This window comes from Flavobacterium beibuense (assembly GCF_004151245.1).
Classification (GTDB): Bacteria; Bacteroidota; Bacteroidia; order Flavobacteriales; family Flavobacteriaceae; genus Flavobacterium; species Flavobacterium beibuense_A.
On record NZ_JUIW01000011.1, the window covers coordinates 23,757 to 43,568 of the forward strand.

Here is a 19,812-nt window from a genome sequence, read left to right on the forward strand (position 1 = left end):
TGCGGTCTTATAAAAAACCTGCAATACCCTAAAAGGTATTACAGGTCTATAATAATTATATTGTTACAGCCTTATTAGGGGCTACTTTTACTTCTTTTCCGTGTACAAATACGGTAAGTTCCTTATCGCCTTCAAGATCAAATCGTGTTTCTCCCGAATGTACCGATATTTTCACGATCTGGTTCCTGAAATTAATCTTGAATGAATATCCTTTCCACTGTTCAGGGATTCTCGGTTCAAAATGCAGCTGCCCGTTTTTAACACGCATACCGCCAAAACCTTCTACAATACTCATCCAGGTACCTGCCATACTGGTAATATGAAGTCCTTCTTTCACCTCTTTATTATAATCGTCAAGGTCAAGTCGTGACGTCCTTAAATAAAACGTGTAAGCCTGCTCCATCCTTCCCAGCACTGCTGCCTGTATTGAATGCACACATGGTGAAAGCGAAGACTCATGTACTGTAAACGGTTCATAGAAATCAAAATGCCTTTCCATCTCTTCCCTTGAAAAATGATCTTCAAAGAAATAGAAGCCCTGTAACACGTCGGCCTGTTTGATGTATGGCGAACGAAGAATCCTGTCCCAAGACCATTTTTGGTTAATTGGCCTTTGCGAACGGTCTAGGTCGCTTACTCTCACCATTTCCTTATCCAGGAAACCGTCCTGTTGCAGGTATACACCATGCTCTTCCGAATAAGGGAAATACATGTTATCGGCAACCTTTTGCCAGTCTCTTATCTCTTCGGCTCCAAGATTGGTTAGTGCCATTATACGGTTATGATCTGCTGCAAACTCGTCTTTTACCTTAGTAATATTCTCTATCGCATAATTAATACACCATTGTGCAATATAGTTGGTATAGAAGTTATTGTTTACGTTGTTTTCATACTCGTTAGGACCTGTTACGCCTAATATAACATACTTGTTTTTAGACGTTGAGAACGTAGCTCTCTGATGCCAGAAACGCGCAATACCAATAAGCACTTCCAGTCCTTTTTCTGGAATGTAGCTGTAATCTCCGGTAAAGCGGTAGTAATTATAAATCGCGAAAGCAATGGCCCCGTTACGGTGAATTTCCTCAAAGGTGATTTCCCACTCGTTGTGGCACTCCTCACCATTCATGGTAACCATAGGATATAGAGCAGCACCATTAGTAAAACCTAACTTTTGTGCATTTTCTATAGCCTTACCTAACTGATTATGACGATAAGTTAACAGGTTACGTGCCACCTGCTGGTCTTTAGTAGCCATATAGAACGGAATACAGTAAGCTTCGGTATCCCAGTAGGTACTACCTCCGTATTTTTCTCCCGTAAAACCTTTAGGCCCTATATTAAGCCTTGGATCTTTACCTAAATAGGTTTGGTTAAGCTGGAAAATATTAAAGCGAATACCCTGCTGTGCCTTTACATCACCATCAATAGTGATGTCTGCCATTTCCCAAATACCGGCCCAAGCCTGTTTCTGTTCTTCAAGCAAGGCATCATATCCTTTGCTAATGGCATTAGCAATTACAGTTTTGGCAGCATCAATAAGGGCTGTCTCATCATGGTTAAGCGATACCACATAACCACCAAACTTTACAATTGCTGCCGTTTCTCCTGCATTGACCTGTAGTGCATAACTAAACTGCACCTTATCATTAGTCGCCACTGTATCTCCTGCCTCTACAGCTGCTGGGTTACCATTAAGCAATAGGCTGTTATGCATATAGGTAGCAGCTGTAAAATGCGTTTTAAAAGTACGCGCCGTTACAAAGGCATTGTTCTCTGCATATTGAGAATCCAAAGGCTCCCAAAACTTCTCTTCCCAGTTGGCATCTTCATTTTTTACCCCTGCATCTACATAAGGTTTAAATACAATTTGAGCCGACTGGTTAACCGGAGTTACTTCATATTTTATAACACCAAGTTCATCTTCAACCAACGATAAGAATCTTGTTGCATTTACTGACACCTCAACACCATTTTGCAGCACTGCCGTAAATGAACGGTTGTACCAGCCCTCCTTCATGTTAAGTTCCCTCCTGAAATTCTTTACCTCCTTACAGGTATTTAGGTCCAGCTGCTCACCATTTACCTCTACATTAATGCCTATCCAGTTTGGTGCATTTAAAACCTTGGCAAAATACTCGGGATAACCGTTTTTCCACCACCCCACTTTTGTTTTGTCCGGATAGTAAACGCCTGCAATGTAGCTTCCCTGAAACGTATGTCCTGAATAATGTTCTTCAAAATTGGCACGCTGCCCCATGGCACCGTTACCTATACTAAATAAACTCTCGGAAGATTTTACCCTGTCCGCATCAAATCCTTCTTCTATAATTGACCAATTATCCGGTACTATATAATCCTGGTTCATTTTATGTGTTTACTAAGGTTTGTAAAAAATTGTTGTCGATTTCTGTGAAATCGTTAAAGTTGTATCGGGCCTCATTAAGAATATCCTTGTGCCCAATACCCACACTTACCATTCCTGCAATATTTGCTGCCTGAATTCCCGCCACAGAGTCTTCAAAAACGATAGACTCCTCTGCCGTTTTGCCCAACAGCTTTGCTGCCCTTATAAAAACTTCAGGATCGGGTTTTGCATTGGTAACATCGTTACCATCTACAATAGCATCAAAATAGTGCAGTATGTTTACCTTTTCTAAAATTGGCCTCGCATTTTTACTTGCAGAACCCAATGCTATAAGCTGGCCGTTGGCTTTTAAAAAACGAAGAACCGTAATAACCCCTTCCAGAATTTCATCTTCTTTCATGTTGGTTATATACCCCAGGTAATCTTCATTTTTTTGCACCAGCCACTTATCCTTATCTTCCTGTGAAGCCTCTATGTTTCCTAATCCTAAAATAATTTCAAGGGAACGCACACGACTTACACCTTTAAGCAGTTCGTTATGTTCATGTGTAAAATCGATTCCTAACTGAGAAGCGATTTTTTGCCACGCTAAATAGTGGTATTTTGCAGTATCTACAATAACCCCGTCAAGGTCGAATATAAATGCTTTCGTTTTCATTAATCTTTCCTGTTATAGTATTTCCTTTGATTTAACGTCATCAACGTCTTTAACCCTCGACACAAGAAGGGCTGCGATAATAAAGCTCACACCGCTTGTCATAATTGCATAAATAGCATTGCCGTTGTAAACATATTTTACAATAGGGCTTCCTATAAGCGCATTTACAATTTGCGGTATAACAATGAAGAAGTTGAATATCCCCATGTATACGCCCATTTTTTTAGGTGAAATGGAACCCGCAAGTATGGCATAAGGCATAGAAAGTATACTTGCCCATGCAATACCAACAGCAATCATGGAAACTACAACCCAGTCTTCATTTGGCATAATGTATATTGAAAGCAAACCTAATCCACCAATAAAAAGTGATATTGAGTGTGTAAGCTTCCTTCCCAACTTAGCAGCTATAAAAGGTAAACAGAAAGCGAATACGGCAGATACACCATTATACACCCCAAACAGAATACCTACCCAGTCTCCTGCGTTTTGATATTCGTTGCTGGATGAATCGTTAATGGAAAGTCCATAAATATGCTGTGCAATGGCCGGAGTAGTAAATACCCACATACCGAAAAGGCCAAACCAGGAGAAAAACTGTACCCAGCTTAGCTGACGCATTGTTAAAGGCATTTTAGCAAAATCCTTAAAGATATCCGTTAGTTTTGGCTTTATAGCCTCCACTTCAGGTTCTGTAGCCTTTTCAAATGCTTCCATTTCTTCGGGCGTATACTCTTTAGTCGTTAAAACCGTAACCAGTATACTTATTACCAACACGACGGCGCCAATAATAAAAGAAAGTGTAAGATTTAAAGGAACACTATCCCCTATCCTTTCATTTGAAACACCAAACCAGTTAGTTATTACATAAGGTAATACAGAACCGATTACTGCTCCAAAACCTATTAATGCCGTTTGTACACTGAAACCTAATGTACGCTGATCGCTCCTAAGGTTATCTGCCACCAGTGCCCTAAAAGGCTCCATGGCAATATTGAAGGAAGCATCCATAATCATTAGGAAACCGGCACCTACCCATAAGGCCGGCATAAGCGATATAAAAATATCGGCCTGCGGCATTAACACCAATCCTATGGAAGCAAGTAATGCCCCCGCAAGAAAGAATGGCTTTCTCCTGCCAAAACGTGTCCAGGTGTTGTCGCTGTAATGCCCTATTATAGGCTGCACTATAAGTCCCATTAACGGGGCTATAATCCAAAACCAGGAAAGGCTGTGCACATCGGCACCAAAAATCTGAAGGATTCTGCTGGCATTTGCATTTTGTAATGCAAAGCCCATTTGGATTCCAAGATATCCGAAACTCATGTTCCAGATTTCCAGAAAACCTAATCTACGCTTTTCCATTATCGTAATTTAAATTTATAATACGATAAGCGCGTGGCTTATCAAAACTTACTTTTTGTTGCGAAGTGAAGTATAAGCTTTGATAATCAGTGACAAATATATATTATTTTTAATCTAATACTATGCTTTTAAATATTAATTTTTTTAGAGCAGGCTCAAAAACACGGTTTTCAAAACACTGAATTACAACTAATTAAACAAAACTACAACGTTGGCGTAGATTCTCTCTCTACCAAGTGAGTTTCTATTACTTCGGTACGGTAATGTTCGTCTTCCTCCTCCATTTCAAGTCGGTCAATCAGCATTTTCGCAGCGCGGCCTCCCATCTTAATTCCGTTTTGGCTAACCGTGGTTATGCTAGGTGTAGAGAACTGCGAAATGATACCATCGGTAAATCCTATAACCGAAAGGTCTTCGGGAACATTAACCCCCATTTTTGCTGCAAGCTTAATGCTTGTTACCGCAAAAAGCTCATTAACCGCAAATATGGCATCGGGCTTTTGCTCATCCAGCAATCGCTCAATCTTAACCGAGCAGTTTTCTATATCCTCTATCTTAACGATCATTTCTTCCTCTATTGGCATGTTATGGTCTCTAAGTGCTTTAAGGTAACCTTCTGTACGGAGTTTACCAACGCTAACATAATCTACCGTAGTAACAAGTGCTATCTTTTTAAAGCCCTTGCTTATAAGATAATCCACAGCCTCATAAGCCGCCATCTGATCGTCTATTATTACTTTATCGCAAAATACATCGTTAGTAATCCTGTCAAACATAACAACCGGCATACCCTGGTTAATAACCTCTACTATATGGTGAAAGTCCTTTTTAAGCTGGGTTTCTTTAGAAAGCGACATAATAAATCCGTCTATACTGCCATTTGCCAGCATCTCCATATTTATAACCTCCTTATCAAACGACTCGTCTGAAAGACATACAATTACGTTATAGCCATTTTCATTTGCTACCTGTTCTATACCACTAATAACTGTAGCAAAAAAGTGATGCACAATCTCCGGAATGATAATCCCAATCGTTTTTGTCCTCTTGTTCTTAAGGCTTAATGCAATATTGTTTGGCTTGTAGTTATATAGTTTGGCAAATGCCTGAACTTTTTGTCTTGTATCCTCACTTATTTCGGGGCTGTTTCTTAGTGATTTTGAAACCGTTGAAATAGATACATCCAGTTCTCTTGCAATTTGCTTTAGCGTGACTTTTCTTTTCATTTTATCGATAAAAAATAACATTTCGTAAATAAAGGTAATCTTAAATTTTATTAGTAGCAATATTCTCACGCAATTATTGTAAATTAAGAAAAGTTTTCAACACGCAAACGTTTTCGGTGGGTTGTAAATACGAAAACGTTTTTTTGAGTCAGGATTTTACATAATTTTAACATTCGAAGTGAATTATAAGCAAAAACAAAACACAAAATTAACCCAAACAAATTGTAATGAGAACAATGTATAAAAAGTTATTGCTTTTGTTACTACTGCTCCCTTTAAACATGCTGGCTCAGAGCACTTTAACAGGAACAGTTAGTGATGGCGCAACCGGTGAGCCACTCCCGGGCGTAAACGTAATTGTTGAGGGTACTACAAACGGTACCGCTACCGATTTTGATGGTAACTTTACCCTCCCCAACATTAACAACGGGCAACGCATTGTATTCAGCTTTATCGGTTATGCCGATCAGGTTATTGAATACAACGGACAATCCTCCCTAACTATTAGCTTACAGGAGGATACCACTCAACTTGAAGAAGTAGTGGTTGTAGGATATGGTACTGTTAAAAAGAAAGATGCAACAGGATCAGTTGAAGTAATTACTCCTAAAACCTTTAATAAAGGCTTTAATGCTACCGCAGAAAACCAGATAAATGGTAGGGTTGCCGGTGTTACTATCGCTACAAATGGTGCTCCGGGATCAGGATCAGACATAAGGATTAGAGGAGGTGCCTCATTAGGAGCAAACAACTCTCCCCTTATCGTTATTGACGGGCTACCTATAAGCAATGATAATGTAGGAGGTTCTACAAGTATTCTTGCTTCAATTAACCCTAATGATATTGAATCATACTCTATCTTAAAAGATGCCTCGGCAACAGCAATTTATGGTTCAAGAGCATCAAATGGTGTAATAATTATTACTACTAAAAAAGGAAACAAAGGTGATCTTAAAGTTTCTTTTAACGCCTTGACAACTTATAATACTCTTGCCAAAAAGGTAAACATGCTTTCTTCAAGTGATTACAGGAATCTTGTAAATGAGTTTGGAACACCTACGCAAGTAGCCCTTTTAGGAGATGCTAACACTGACTGGCAAGATGAGATTTTTGAAAACACCATGTCAGTTAACAGTAACCTTACCCTTACAGGAAACCTTTTTAAGACGTTACCTGTAAGACTATCTGTAGGATACACAGATGTACCGGGACTTTTAAAAACAGGTGAATTTAAAAGAACAACAACTTCACTTGCTTTAAACCCTTCTTTCTTTGACGATCATCTTAAAATTAATTTAAATGCAAATGTTACATGGCAGGACAATCGTTTTGCTGATGAAGGTGCAATAGGAAATGCTCTACGCTTTGACCCAACACAGCCTGTTTATGATGCCGACTCTTATTATGGAGGATATTTTGAATGGCTTGAGGCAGATGGAGACAGAGTTGTTACAGGTTCCCAAATGAACCCCGTTTCTTTATTAGAGCAAAGAAGAAATGTAACTGACAACAGAAGAATTTATGGTAACGTACAATTTGATTATAAATTTCACTTTTTTGAAGATTTAAGAGCTGTATTAAACCTTGGATTAGACAAACAGGAAGGTAGCGGAACTAACACTCTTTCTAACATGAGTCCTGCAGGATACTCAACAGGCTCTTATAGCAACGGAAACTTTGTTAACTACGGGTCTTTAACTACATTTACTGACAGCAGACAAAACAAACTACTGGATGCCTACCTGGTTTATGCTAAAGAAATAGGTAAAGTCAACTTAGACCTTACCGGTGGTTATTCTTACCAGCTTTTTGAAGCAGAACAATTTAACAGTGGTAATATTTATGACCCTAATTCAATTGCAGACGTTAATACAAACCCTGACATTAACTTGCAGAGTTATTTTGCCAGAATGAATATCGACTTCAGCAAGAAATACCTGCTTACCTTAAATTACAGAAGAGATGGTACTTCTCGTTTTTCACCAGAAAACAGATGGGGTAATTTTTACAGCGGTGCTTTTGCTTGGAGAATTAGTGAAGAAGCATTTCTTAAAGACTCAAAAACCATTTCAGATCTTAAGCTGAGAGTAGGCCTTGGTGTTACAGGACAGCAGGACATCGCCGCAGCTTATGAGTATATACCAAGATACACCACTTCAACATCTACTCAGGGGCAGTATCAGTTCGGAAACATTTTTGTTCCATACGGACGTCCACAGGGTTATAATACAGGCTTAAAATGGGAAGAAACTACAGACAAGACTATTGGTTTAGATTATGGCTTCTTTAACAACAGGCTAACTGGTTCATTAAACTTCTTTGAAAAAAAATCTGAAGATCTTCTTGCCTCTGTTCCTTATCCTGACGGAGCTAACCTAACAAATCAGGGCTTTAGAAACTTTGGTAGCTTTACAACAAGAGGTTTTGAATTCATGATAGACTATAACATAGTACAAAGCCAGGATTTTTACTGCAATGTAAACTTCAACATGTTCTATAACGATCGTGAAATTAATGACCTTGCAAATGGTGTAGACATACCTACCGGAGATATACAAGGTGGTGGGGGTAATACTATCCAGGTACATTCTGTTGATTATTCCCCTTTTTCTTTTTATGTATACGAACAAGTGTATGATGTTAACGGAAAACCTGTAGAAGGTGTATATGTAGACAGAAACAAAGACGGTATAATTAATGAAAATGACCGATACAGATACAAAAAACCATATGCTGACTTTACGTTTGGTTTCCAGAACAATATGGCCTACAAAAACTTTGATTTCTCTATGGCATGGAGAGCAAGTGTAGGAAACTATATGTACAACAACGTAGCTTCTAACGCTGGTGTTTTACAGGCAGGAATAAGATACAATGATGTAATCAGTAATATACATTCTGACTTTTATAACACAGGTTTCCTTGAAGAGGGTAATAACAGGTTTTTCTCAGACTATTATATTCAGGACGCATCATGGATAAAGCTTGACAACATTACACTGGGATACACAATTATGGACCCACTGGGTTACCAGAATTCAAAACTAAGAGTAAACGTTGGTGTTCAAAACGTACTTACTATTACAGATTATGATGGTGTAGACCCTGAAATATTCAGTGGTATTGACAATACTATCTATCCTCGTGCGAGAATGTTCATGTTTGGAGTAAACCTAGACTTTTAAAAATTGACCTATGAAAAAATTTACGAACATATTAACCTTAAGAGCGCTATTACTTCTGCTAATAGCATCTATGGGAATTTCCTGTACAGATGACCTTGATGTTGTACCACAGGACGATGATGACTTCACTGCAGAAAAATATTATGAAAACCCTCAGGCCTACAGAATGTTTTTGGCAAAACTATATGGAGGCCTTGCAAGAGCAGGTATTGGTGAAGGAGACGGAGGAGAAGATATAGGCGGTATAAGAAATGACTTTAGCCCTTATTTGCGATCTCTTTTTACTATGCAGGAACTACCTTCTGATGAAGCAGTAATTGCATGGCAGGATGGTAACTTACCATCTATGAATACACATACATGGACCAGTAACAATGAGTTTATCTATGTAATGTATTCAAGAACTTTTTACCAGATAAGCTTAGCAAACGAGTTTTTAAGACAGTCTACAGACGAGAAAGTTAGCAGCAGGCCTGTTGACCCTGCCATTGTAGCAGACATGCAGTCTTACAGAGCTGAAGCCCGCTTTCTTAGAGCATTGTCTTACTGGCATGCACTAGACCTTTTTGGTAAGATTCCTATTGTTACAGAAAACGACCCTGTGGGCTTCTTTTTCCCTGAACAAAAAAGCAAGCAAGAGGTATTTGACTACATTGTAGACGAACTTAATGCTATAGATGCCGATTTAAAAGCTTCTCAAACTAACGAGTATGGCCGTGCCGACAGAGTAGCTGCAAAAATGCTTTTAGCTAATGTACTGCTTAATGCTGAAGTATACATAGGCGAAGACCGATATGCTGAAGCAGCAGCTGCCATAAATGATGTATTGGCTTCCAGCTACCAGATTGCACAGGTTCCTTATTCTTACCTGTTTATGGCTGACAATGACACCAATGGTGCACAAAACGAATTTATATTCCCTGTAAGGTTTGATGGCCAATATACCACAGGTGGAGGTACTTACTATATAATTCACGCTGCTATATTGAGTTCTATGAACGCTAGTGATTTTGGTGTTAATACAGGATGGAAAGGATTAAGAACAAGAAGAGAGTTTGTTAATAAATTTGATGATATATCCGGAGCTACTGATAACAGGGCTAAATTCCATACAGAAGGCCAGACTCTTGACTTGACAAACATCTCTAATGAAATTTACGGATATGGTATTACTAAGTGGAGTAATAAAAAATCTAATGGCGAAAACGGATCTGATCCCGGTTTAAATTTCGTAGATACCGACTTCCCTCTATTTAGACTTGCAGACGCTTATCTTATATATGCAGAGTTAGCTGTTAGGGGTCATGGGTCTTTAACACAAGCAAGAGATTATGTAAATGTTTTAAGGAACAGAGCCAATGCTCCTACAATTACTGAAGCAAACTTAAATCTTGACTTTATTCTTGATGAAAGAGCAAGAGAGCTATACTGGGAGTGCCACAGACGTACCGATTTAATACGTTTTGGCAAATTTACCGGTGGTTCTTACCTATGGCAGTGGAAAGGCGATGCGATTAATGGTTCCCCTATATCAGAACATCTTAAACTGTTCCCGATACCTTCAAGAGCAATAACTGCTAATCCGTCATTACAACAAAACACAGGATATTAATAAAACTAACATTTACTAAAGATGAAAAATATATCAAAATCATTACTTATTTTATTTGGAGTGCTTGCATTTTCATGTAGCAACGACGATGTAGAAGACAGGCCGGTTATTATACCCGGAGATGCTCCTGTATTAGCAGCCCCTGAAGACGGCAATAGTTATGTCCTTACAATTGAGCAGGCCTCTGAGCAGGCAGAACGTTTTGTATGGTCATCAGCCACTTTTGGAGAAGATGTTGCAATTACTTACACACTAGAAATCGACATGGATGGAGCTGAATTTGCCTCTCCACAAGTTTTAGGTTCTGTAATTGGTGAAAACCAGTTATCTGTTTCTGTAGAATCGTTAAACAATGCTGTACTTGCAGCCGGAGGAACAGCCTTTGAGCAAGCAGATTATCAGGTTAGAGTAAAAGCAAGTGTAAATGATACGTTTGAACCTTTATACAGTAATGTTGCAACCATTACCGTAACACCATATGTATCGGTAGTACCACCTTTATACCTAGTAGGTGCACCTCAGGCTTATTATGGACTTAATGCATGGGATAACACTACTGCAATAGAAATGAGATATATAGGTGACGGTATTACTAAGGTATATGAAGCCTATCTTAAAGTAGCTCCTGGTGACGGATTTAAATTTATAGGCCAACAGGGAAGCTGGGATAACGGAAACTATGGTGTTATTGGTGGCGTTCAGGATGGTAACCTTGAAAATTCTGGAGGAAGCGGTGATATCAAAGTTGCCGAAAATGATGGTCAGGGCCTATACTATATTCAGGTAAACATTGATGAACTAACCTACAAATCTGTTAAAATGAACTGGGGTATTATTGGTGCAGCTACTCCTGGCGGATGGGATGGTGAAACTGCTATGACCTATGATTTTGATAGCAATAGCTTCTCTATCGATGTTACCCTAACTCAGGATAACATGAAATTTAGATGTAAGAATGCAGGAGATGCGATTTACAGCAACGAATGGGCTTTCCAGACAGGAAACAGTGACCCTATGGTAGCTTATGATAATGGTGCCGGAGACATTGCCGTAGCGGCTGGTGCAACTACCATAACATACTCGGTAGCTTTTGACGGAGTTGTTTCCGTATCAGGACTTTAATATAATTGTTTTAAAAAAGGGCTGTGTTAAACAGCCCTTTTTATCTTTTTATCATCATGAAAAAAATTACTCAACTATTACTTTTATTAACCGCTTCAATAGGTTTTACGCAACAGCAAAATGTTACCTATTCGGTTTCGCCCACTACCTTTAATGAAAATGAGTCTATCACCATCACCATTAACGGTTCAAGCGTTAACGAAGCTACATGGAGCATTACAGGCAATGCTCTGTACCTTTGGGGCTGGTCTTATGATCTTAACGACGAAAACTCTATGGACTGCCCTACCAATGGTTCATGGGGAAGCTCAAACGAAGCTAATAAATTCACATACAACTCAGGTACCGATACCTATACAATGACCTTTGTTCCTACTACTTTTTATAACAGGACAGGAATAGGTTCCATTGGCTTTTTAGTAAAGGCTAAAGATGCTAACGGCGATAAAAAATCACAGGACATTATTTTACAGGTAGGTAACTTTCAGGTTTCGCTTACCACTCCTGCAAATAACAGCAATACTATTATTACTTCGGGAAGTAACTTTAACATAGCAGCCACTAACACAGGTGGTACTGCCAATTACGAATTGTTTGCTAACGGTATTAGCATAAATACTGCTACAGATGTAAGTACTTATAATTATACCGACAGTAATGTTACCTCAAACAGAAACTACGAACTTGTAGTTACCCAAGGTGCTAATTCTATTAGCAAAACATTCTCGGCAATAGTAAATCCGGGCAGTTTGGAAGAGGCCATGCCTCAGGATTATGAAGACGGTATTACTTATAACGAAACTGATGCCACTAAAGCCGTATTGGTTTTAGATGCTCCAAGTAAGGATTTTGTATATGTAGCGGGTAGTTTTAATAACTGGCAGCCTACATCGGCCTATGCCATGAAAAAGGACACGAATTCAGGTAAATTCTGGCTGGAACTTACAGGATTAACAGACGGCGAAGTTTACACTTATCAGTATTGGGTGGTTGATGAAACACCTATTGCCAATTCTCCTGCTTTGGTTAAAACAGCCGATCCTTATTCTACTTTAGTACTGTCTCCTTATGATGACCCGTACATACCTGTATCTAAATACCCTAATTTACCAGCATATCCTGCAGGACAGGAACGCGAAGTAACAGTACTTCAAACCGGTCAGGCTGAATATGACTGGCAGGTAACCGATTTTGTAAAGCCTAAAAACGAAGACCTTATTATATATGAGGTGCTTGTTAGGGATTTTGATTCGGATATGAGCTATCAGGATCTTATAGACAGGATAGACTACTTTGTAAACCTAAATGTAAACGCCATAGAGCTTATGCCTGTTATGGAGTTTGAAGGCAACGAAAGCTGGGGATACAACACGGCGTTTCATCTTGCAAACGATAAGTTTTATGGCCCTGCCGATAAACTTAAGGAGTTTATAGACCTTTGCCATGAAAACGGTATTGCCGTTATACTTGACGTTGCTCTAAACCATGCCTTTGGCCGTAACCCAATGGTAAGAATGTGGATGGATGACCCTGACGGAGACGGCTGGGGAGGTCCAAGTACCGAGAACCCTTATTTTAATACAGAGGCAAAACACTCTTATAATGTAGGTAACGATTTTAATCATCAACAGGCAAGAACCAAAAACTACGTAAAAAGGGTTGTTAAGCACTGGGTTGAAGAATTTCATATAGATGGTTTCCGTTGGGACCTTACAAAAGGTTTTACCCAAAACTGTACAGCTAACGACGAAGCCTGTACCAATGCTTATCAGCAGGACAGGGTTGATGTACTTAAAGAATATGTAGATTATTCATGGAGCCTTGATCCTACCCATTATGCAATATTTGAACACTTAGGTACAGACGCCGAAGAACAGCAATGGGCTAACTACAAAATTGACGAAGGTAAGGGTATAATGATGTGGGGTATTCTTAATGCCCAATACAACCAGCTTACAATGGGTTATGCCGATAACTCTAACATAAACAGAGTAGGCAGCAACAGCCGTGGCTTTACCGCCAAAAGACTTGTAGGTTATGCCGAAAGCCACGACGAAGAACGATTAATGTTTAAAAACCTTGAGTATGGTAACAGCAGTAATGCTTCACACAATGTAAAAGACCTGAATATTGCGCTTAAAAGAATGCAGGCTCTTGGAGCAGTACTGCTGCCTGTACCGGGGCCAAAAATGATATGGCATTTTGGTGACCTGGGTTATGAGCTCTCTATATTTACCTGTAATAACGGAACAGTAAATCTACCTGGCGGTACCGATGGCGACTGCAAGCTGGACACTAAGCCGCAACCACAATGGGATGAAGACTGGATTAACGACATTACACGTCAAAAAATATATTATACATGGAGCAGGCTTAATTACCTAAAACAACAGGAAGATGTTTTTGAAGGCGATTACCAAATAACTCCTTCATCGGGTAATTCGCTTACTCCAAAAATCCATATCTGGAACGATGCACTAACAAGTGCCGACCTTAAAGATGTGGTTGTTATATCTAACTTTAATGTTACAGCTCAAAACATAGATCCTGATTTCCCTTATACAGGTACATGGTATAACTTAATGAACAATGAGGAAATTGAGGTTACCGATGTAAACGGTGTTATAAACCTTCCTGCCGGAGAATTCAGGATATATGGTAACAAACAGGTAGAACTGGGTAACAGTGAGTTTGAAACTCAAAAAGTAGTACTGTATCCTAACCCTGCAACTACGCAGTTTACCTTAACAGCCGATGTAACCAGTGTTGAAATATACAGCATTACAGGGCAATTGGTAAAAACATTTGGCGAATCGCTGGCTTATGATGTTTATGACATCAGTACACTTGCAAAAGGTTTATACCTTGTTAAGGTTAGCGATTCTTATAACAACAAGAATACTTTTAAAATGATAAAAGATTAATTTGAGCAAGTTTTAGTTAAGTTCTTAAAGCCTCTTGGTCAAGCAGGGGGCTTTTTGTTATATAAATCATAAAGAAATGTGAAAAATAAAATGTGAGCGGTAATTTTGCGTTCCTATTTGAAATGAAAATGAAAATGAGAATACAAAAAATCGTTCTTTTGCTTTTAACAGCACTATTATTTACACAATGCGACACCGTGAACAATGTATTTGGCAGTAACAACAAATCAAAAAAAACAACTGCATCACGTTCAGGGACTACCACAAAAAGATCTTCAACAACCACATCTGGCTCCCGCGCTCATTATAACATACAATACAGGGATGACTTTCTTTCGGTATCAGACAGGGAAAAACAAAAAATACTGGAAGAGTCTAAAGCTACCGAAGACAATTACTCACTGCTTATCTTTACTAAAAACTTTAAGGGAGAAAAGATTGTGGTAACATCCGAAGATAAAAGACTTTTTAGCGGTTATCTTATATCTAACGTAAAAACAGGCTATGCTGATAAACTTACCATAGACAATACAAAAGATGTAAAGGTTTTTGAAAACCTTACTAAAAAAGATATCATGATAGACAGCAAACAGGCTAAAAAGCACAAGTTTATCTATCTTCAAAAAGACAATTCCAACAAAGAAAGTCCTTTTGTATTGGTGTACAGCAATACGCTAAGGCCATTGGATTAGTATTTTTTCTATTTTAGCAAAAATTTAAAACCATGCCTCTTTCAGACTCAAACCTAAACTCATTAATGCTCGAAATACATAACAGTATTAACAGCTATAGTAATGAATTATCAGAAGATATTACCTACCCTCCAGGTAGTGAGCTTACAGAGGCTGAAAAAGAAGAGCTGAGAAAAATAAACAATAATTCTGTTTTAAAAAGTGCTTTGCAAAAAATAACTGCCGACACAGCCGCTTCAGTTGTGTTCGATATTTTCTGTCTTATAGACGGGGTAACAAACCCTGCAGGTGAATGGACAGGCATTAAGCTTGAGGATATGGGTGAAGATGAAGAACTGGAATCAGAGGAAATGCTTCATGATAAATTTTATGAAACTTATGGAGACTGGCAGGAAAACAACGAATAAAACATCCTTTATAATATAAAGTTTACTTAAATAGTTAATGGTAATTTTATTCCTGCCATAATTAAATAATTAGCATACCTTTACCCCTCTCATCTTCAAAAAATTATCTCAAAAAGAATAATTTTTACATCTATTTGAATTTCTAATAAATAATTGTACTTTTGCATCCCCTTTATTGGGGATGGAATGTTTAATTAAAATAATTTATTGTGAACACATTAAGCTACAAGACAGTTTCAGCTAACAAAGCTACTGCTCAGAAAGAGTGGATTATTGTTGACGCTGAAGGTCATAATTTGGGCCGTTTTGCTTCAAAAGTTGCTATGCTTCTTAGAGGTAAATACAAAACAAATTATACACCGCACGTGGACTGTGGAGATAACGTAATTGTTATTAATGCAGAAAAAATCAATCTAACAGGAAACAAGCTGGAGGACAAAACTTATATCCGCCACACTGGTTACCCTGGAGGTCAAAGAAGCATGACTGCTAAAAATGTAATGGCTAAAAACCCTGCAGTATTAGTAGAAAAAGCTGTAAAAGGAATGCTACCTAAAAACAAATTAGGTGCTGAGCTATTCCGTAATTTAAATGTATATGTAGGTTCTGAGCACAAACATGACGCTCAAAAACCTAAAACCGTTAACTTAAACGATCTAAAGTAAATGGCTACTATTCACAAAATCGGTAGAAGAAAAACCGCTGTTGCGCGTGTTTACGTTACTGAAGGTAACGGTAAAATCACCGTTAACAAAAAAGACTTAGAAACTTATTTCCCTACAGCTACTTTACAGTACAAAGTAATGCAACCTCTTGCAATGACAGAGAACGCTTCTAACTTTGACGTAAAAGTAAACGTATACGGAGGTGGTATAACAGGACAGGCAGAAGCTGTAAGAATGGCTATCGCAAGAGCAATGTGCGAAGTTGACGCTGAAAACAGAAGCATCCTTAAACCGGAAGGTTTATTAACAAGGGATCCTAGAATGGTTGAGCGTAAGAAATTCGGTCAGAAAAAAGCACGTAAAAGATTCCAGTTCTCTAAACGTTAATATGCTGTTGTCGAAATTATTTCGATTCAGTTCATTTTTTATTATTGAATTTAAAACAAAGTGTTGTTGTCCCGCAAGGGAGTTAGTTTAGCATCTAAATGGCTAAGGCCGGAAAAACCGCCACTTAACCATTGCTTACTCAACAGAACGTAAACTATTACAAAAATGGCAAATAAAGTAGAAGTTAAAGACTTACTAGAAGCAGGTGTTCACTTTGGACACATGACTAGAAAATGGGATCCAAACATGGCTCCTTACATTTATATGGAGCGTAATGGTATTCACATTATCAACCTATATAAAACTGTTGCTAAAATAGAAGAGGCTAACGAAGCCCTTAAAAAAATCGCAGCATCAGGCAGAAAAGTATTATTTGTTGCCACAAAAAAACAGGCAAAAGATATTGTTGCTGAAAAAGCAACTGCAGCAAACATGCCGTTCATCACTGAAAGATGGCCGGGTGGTATGCTAACTAACTTCGTTACTATCAGAAAAGCTGTTAAGAAAATGGCTTCAATTGATAAAATGAAGAAAGATGGTACATTTAACACGCTATCTAAAAAAGAGCGTTTACAGGTAGATCGTCTACGTGCAAAACTTGAGAAAAACTTAGGTTCAATTGCCGACATGACCAGATTACCAGCTGCACTGTTTGTAGTAGATATTAAAGCTGAGCACATCGCTGTAAAAGAAGCGCAAAAATTAAACATTCCGGTTTTCGCAATGGTAGATACAAACTCTGACCCAAGAGAGGTTGATTATGTAATACCTGCAAACGATGATGCTTCAAAATCAATCGACAAAATTTTATCTTTAGTTACTGGTGCTATCGTTGAAGGTCTTTCTGACAGAAAGTCTGAAAAAGATGAGCAGGAAGCAACTGCTGCTAAAGCAGAAGCTCCAACAGCTGCTACTGAAGAATAAAAATAACATTACAATAAAGTCGTTGTGCTGGTATATGTTTACTTTTGTAGCCATTATCAACATAACGACTTTTAATTTTAACTATTAAAAATAAATCAAAATGGCAAATATTACTGCTGCTGACGTAAATAAATTAAGGCAAACTACAGGTGCCGGTATGATGGACTGTAAAAAAGCCCTTGTTGAGGCTGAAGGAGATTTTGATAAAGCAATTGAAATCCTTCGTAAAAAAGGACAGAAAGTTGCTGCTAACAGAGCTGACAGAGAGTCTTCTGAAGGTGCTGTAATAGCTGTTGTTAATGCTGATAAAACTGCAGGTGTTGTTATCTCTCTTAACTGTGAGACTGACTTCGTTGCTAAAAACGAATCTTTCGTTAACCTAGCTAACGACATGGCTAACCTTGCACTTAACTATAACACTAAAGAAGAATTACTTGCTGCTCCTTTCAATGGAATCACTGTTGAAGAGAAACTTACTGAGCAAACTGGTGTAATCGGTGAGAAAATCGAGATCGGTGCTTTTGAAAGACTTGAAGGTGCATTTGTAGGATCTTACATCCACGCTGGTAACAGAATCGCTACTTTAGTAAGCCTTTCTGCTAACGTAGAAGGTGGTGAAGAGGCTGCAAGAAACGTTGCTATGCAGGCTGCTGCTATGGCTCCAATTGCTCTTAACGAAGAAGGTGTTGACGCTGAAGTAATCGAGAAAGAAATCGAAATCGCTAAAGATCAACTACGTCAGGAAGGTAAGCCGGAATCTATGTTAGACAACATCGCTAAAGGTAAACTGGGCCGTTTCTTTAAAGATAACACTCTTGTTAACCAAGACTACATTAAAGACAACAAACTAAGCGTAAGCGGTTATGTTAAGTCTGTAGACGCTTCTCTAACTGTAACAGGTTTCAAAAGAGTTGCACTTGCTTAATTAAAAAGCATAACATAAACAATATAAAATCCCGAATCATATGATTCGGGATTTTTATTTTATATTATATCAGCAATTTTATTTACTGCTTCTTATTAATATTTCATAGGTACGTTTGGTATAAACCAATTCCCTTCGTTTAGCCATTTCCTCTTTTTCACTTTTCCACTGTAAACCGGCAATAGCTTCTTCATTAATCTCATAGAAAGTATTCGATGCAACAAGGCCTTCCTCCTCGGTTAACGGAGAAGCCAGTAACAACTTATAAAACCTTTCAATATTCATAAGGTTATTTTGCAAGCCTAATTGTTCTTCAATAAAGTATTTTTTCACCTCATCACTACCTTCAGAAATTATTCTGTCTCCTATTATACTAAACCAAAAATTCTTAAGGTTATCATGGTAATCGGGTGCTGTAACCTCAATATCACTTTTATAGCGTTCGCATAATTCGGTAAGTGTAAAACTGTTATGGTCAAACGATTTGTACACAAGTTTACTTCGTGGAATATCACCTTGCCCCGTTGGCGGGTCATCATCATGAACCACACGAACATTCATAGTGTTTACAGCCGTTTTAGCTTCTTTTGTGTTCTCATCAGAACATGTTATAAAAAGTAAAAAAACCGGAAGTACTAAATATAATTTCTTCATAAGGCTGGCAGTTTATAAGTTAACAATAAAGCTTAAAACACTAAATATAAGCAATTTAAATAACCTAAAAAACTACTGATTATAGTGCGATGTAAGCAAACCATGATTTCTTATAGACATAATAAGATCCTCCTTATATTGCTTTTCAGTATTTTCATCCTCCCAATTCGTACCATTAAGAATTTTATTATTCTTATCGTAGAAAGCAGTTGCTATTGACTTCATCTCATCATCACTTATAAAAGAAGAACAATTGCGAAGCAGATAATAAAATCGGTTGTAGTTTGGCAAATTACTGTACAGATTAATCTGTTCATTCAGAAAAAATTTCTTCTCTTCAATACTACCTTCTTTAGCTATTTTAGAACACAACAAACAAAACCACATATTCTTTAAGTTGTCTATATATTCTGGAGCTGCCGTATTCATATCAATTTTATAAAAAGCAGTTAGTTGTTCCGTTTTATACATATGCTCATCACCCATAACACTGAATATTACCCTGTCAAAAGGAATAACAGACTCATCAATTTCAGTTTTGACCATTAAATTATCACTACGCCCTTCTATCTTATCATTAGTAAATGTAAAAAGCATTAAAAGAACCGGAAATACTAAATATAATTTCTTCATAAGGCTGGCGGTTTGATGGTTAAATATAAAGTTTAAAACACTAAATATAAGCATTTTATATTTAAAAA

General features: G+C 38.0%; 16 protein-coding genes. 10 read left to right on the top strand and 6 right to left on the bottom strand.

Annotation, left to right across the window (positions count from 1 at the left end):
• Window positions 1–55: 55 nt before the first annotated feature.
• From NU09_RS14840 to NU09_RS14855, 4 genes are all read right to left on the bottom strand, one after another.
• The gene (locus tag NU09_RS14840) at window positions 56–2,365 is read right to left on the bottom strand and encodes a glycoside hydrolase family 65 protein (protein WP_129752093.1); all 2,310 of its coding nucleotides are present in this window, start codon (window positions 2,363–2,365) and stop codon (window positions 56–58) included.
• Between the two features lies 1 nt (window position 2,366).
• A complete protein-coding gene (gene pgmB, locus NU09_RS14845; RefSeq protein WP_129752094.1) occupies window positions 2,367–3,023 on the bottom strand; it encodes a beta-phosphoglucomutase in 657 nt (218 codons plus the stop codon).
• Window positions 3,024–3,035: 12 nt separating this feature from the next.
• Window positions 3,036–4,388 carry an MFS transporter gene (locus NU09_RS14850; protein ID WP_129752095.1) on the bottom strand — a complete coding sequence of 451 codons (1,353 nt, stop codon included), beginning with the start codon at window positions 4,386–4,388 and terminating at the stop codon, window positions 3,036–3,038.
• Window positions 4,389–4,591: 203 nt separating this feature from the next.
• A complete protein-coding gene (locus tag NU09_RS14855) occupies window positions 4,592–5,614 on the bottom strand; it encodes a LacI family DNA-binding transcriptional regulator (RefSeq protein ID WP_129752096.1) in 1,023 nt (340 codons plus the stop codon).
• Between the two features lie 227 nt (window positions 5,615–5,841).
• On the opposite strand from NU09_RS14855, the gene NU09_RS14860 reads away from it, so the two are divergent.
• The 10 genes from NU09_RS14860 (at window position 5,842) to tsf (ending at window position 18,457) form a co-directional block, all read left to right on the top strand.
• Window positions 5,842–8,799 carry a SusC/RagA family TonB-linked outer membrane protein gene (locus NU09_RS14860; protein ID WP_129752097.1) on the top strand — a complete coding sequence of 986 codons (2,958 nt, stop codon included), beginning with the start codon at window positions 5,842–5,844 and terminating at the stop codon, window positions 8,797–8,799.
• Between the two features lie 10 nt (window positions 8,800–8,809).
• Window positions 8,810–10,411, top strand: a complete 1,602-nt coding sequence (locus tag NU09_RS14865; protein WP_129752098.1) for a RagB/SusD family nutrient uptake outer membrane protein — start codon at window positions 8,810–8,812, stop codon at window positions 10,409–10,411.
• A 21-nt stretch (window positions 10,412–10,432) separates the two neighbouring features.
• On the top strand, window positions 10,433–11,533 hold the full coding sequence (locus NU09_RS14870; protein WP_129752099.1) for a SusE domain-containing protein: 1,101 nt from the start codon (window positions 10,433–10,435) through the stop codon (window positions 11,531–11,533).
• A gap of 56 nt (window positions 11,534–11,589) precedes the next feature.
• Window positions 11,590–14,457 (top strand): alpha-amylase family glycosyl hydrolase, encoded by a 2,868-nt coding sequence (locus NU09_RS14875; RefSeq protein ID WP_129752100.1) that lies wholly within the window; start codon window positions 11,590–11,592, stop codon window positions 14,455–14,457.
• Between the two features lie 134 nt (window positions 14,458–14,591).
• The gene (locus NU09_RS14880) at window positions 14,592–15,149 is read left to right on the top strand and encodes a hypothetical protein (RefSeq protein WP_129752101.1); all 558 of its coding nucleotides are present in this window, start codon (window positions 14,592–14,594) and stop codon (window positions 15,147–15,149) included.
• A gap of 32 nt (window positions 15,150–15,181) precedes the next feature.
• Entirely contained in the window at window positions 15,182–15,556 is a 375-nt protein-coding gene (locus tag NU09_RS14885) for a hypothetical protein (protein ID WP_129752102.1), read from the top strand.
• 209 nt (window positions 15,557–15,765) lie between these two features.
• Window positions 15,766–16,221, top strand: a complete 456-nt coding sequence (gene rplM / locus NU09_RS14890; RefSeq protein WP_129752103.1) for a 50S ribosomal protein L13 — start codon at window positions 15,766–15,768, stop codon at window positions 16,219–16,221.
• The gene (gene rpsI, locus NU09_RS14895; RefSeq protein ID WP_129752104.1) at window positions 16,222–16,608 is read left to right on the top strand and encodes a 30S ribosomal protein S9; all 387 of its coding nucleotides are present in this window, start codon (window positions 16,222–16,224) and stop codon (window positions 16,606–16,608) included. It abuts the gene before it with no gap.
• 165 nt (window positions 16,609–16,773) lie between these two features.
• Window positions 16,774–17,532 carry a 30S ribosomal protein S2 gene (gene rpsB, locus NU09_RS14900; RefSeq protein ID WP_129752105.1) on the top strand — a complete coding sequence of 253 codons (759 nt, stop codon included), beginning with the start codon at window positions 16,774–16,776 and terminating at the stop codon, window positions 17,530–17,532.
• Window positions 17,533–17,632: 100 nt separating this feature from the next.
• Window positions 17,633–18,457, top strand: coding sequence for a translation elongation factor Ts (tsf, locus tag NU09_RS14905; protein WP_129752106.1), 825 nt, complete (start codon window positions 17,633–17,635; stop codon window positions 18,455–18,457).
• Window positions 18,458–18,535: 78 nt separating this feature from the next.
• Here the strand turns inward: tsf and NU09_RS14910 are convergent, their stop codons facing one another.
• Together NU09_RS14910 and NU09_RS14915 are read right to left on the bottom strand one after the other, a co-directional pair.
• Window positions 18,536–19,111: a hypothetical protein gene (locus tag NU09_RS14910; RefSeq protein WP_129752107.1), complete on the bottom strand. Its 576-nt coding sequence runs from the start codon at window positions 19,109–19,111 to the stop codon at window positions 18,536–18,538.
• A 72-nt stretch (window positions 19,112–19,183) separates the two neighbouring features.
• On the bottom strand, window positions 19,184–19,744 hold the full coding sequence (locus NU09_RS14915; RefSeq protein WP_129752108.1) for a hypothetical protein: 561 nt from the start codon (window positions 19,742–19,744) through the stop codon (window positions 19,184–19,186).
• Between the last annotated feature and the right edge of the window lie 68 nt (window positions 19,745–19,812).

What these genes read in the sequence shown, in the direction of transcription:
- NU09_RS14870 (WP_129752099.1), top strand. Translation starts at nt 10,433, where the DNA reads ATGAAAAATATATCAAAATCATTACTTATTTTATTTGGAGTGCTTGCA.
- NU09_RS14850 (WP_129752095.1), bottom strand. Translation starts at nt 4,388, where the DNA reads ATGGAAAAGCGTAGATTAGGTTTTCTGGAAATCTGGAACATGAGTTTC.
- rpsB (WP_129752105.1), top strand. Translation starts at nt 16,774, where the DNA reads ATGGCAAATAAAGTAGAAGTTAAAGACTTACTAGAAGCAGGTGTTCAC.
- NU09_RS14915 (WP_129752108.1), bottom strand. Translation starts at nt 19,744, where the DNA reads ATGAAGAAATTATATTTAGTATTTCCGGTTCTTTTAATGCTTTTTACA.
- NU09_RS14880 (WP_129752101.1), top strand. Translation starts at nt 14,592, where the DNA reads ATGAGAATACAAAAAATCGTTCTTTTGCTTTTAACAGCACTATTATTT.
- NU09_RS14885 (WP_129752102.1), top strand. Translation starts at nt 15,182, where the DNA reads ATGCCTCTTTCAGACTCAAACCTAAACTCATTAATGCTCGAAATACAT.
- tsf (WP_129752106.1), top strand. Translation starts at nt 17,633, where the DNA reads ATGGCAAATATTACTGCTGCTGACGTAAATAAATTAAGGCAAACTACA.
- NU09_RS14865 (WP_129752098.1), top strand. Translation starts at nt 8,810, where the DNA reads ATGAAAAAATTTACGAACATATTAACCTTAAGAGCGCTATTACTTCTG.
- pgmB (WP_129752094.1), bottom strand. Translation starts at nt 3,023, where the DNA reads ATGAAAACGAAAGCATTTATATTCGACCTTGACGGGGTTATTGTAGAT.
- NU09_RS14910 (WP_129752107.1), bottom strand. Translation starts at nt 19,111, where the DNA reads ATGAAGAAATTATATTTAGTACTTCCGGTTTTTTTACTTTTTATAACA.
- NU09_RS14860 (WP_129752097.1), top strand. Translation starts at nt 5,842, where the DNA reads ATGAGAACAATGTATAAAAAGTTATTGCTTTTGTTACTACTGCTCCCT.
- NU09_RS14840 (WP_129752093.1), bottom strand. Translation starts at nt 2,365, where the DNA reads ATGAACCAGGATTATATAGTACCGGATAATTGGTCAATTATAGAAGAA.
- rpsI (WP_129752104.1), top strand. Translation starts at nt 16,222, where the DNA reads ATGGCTACTATTCACAAAATCGGTAGAAGAAAAACCGCTGTTGCGCGT.
- NU09_RS14875 (WP_129752100.1), top strand. Translation starts at nt 11,590, where the DNA reads ATGAAAAAAATTACTCAACTATTACTTTTATTAACCGCTTCAATAGGT.
- NU09_RS14855 (WP_129752096.1), bottom strand. Translation starts at nt 5,614, where the DNA reads ATGAAAAGAAAAGTCACGCTAAAGCAAATTGCAAGAGAACTGGATGTA.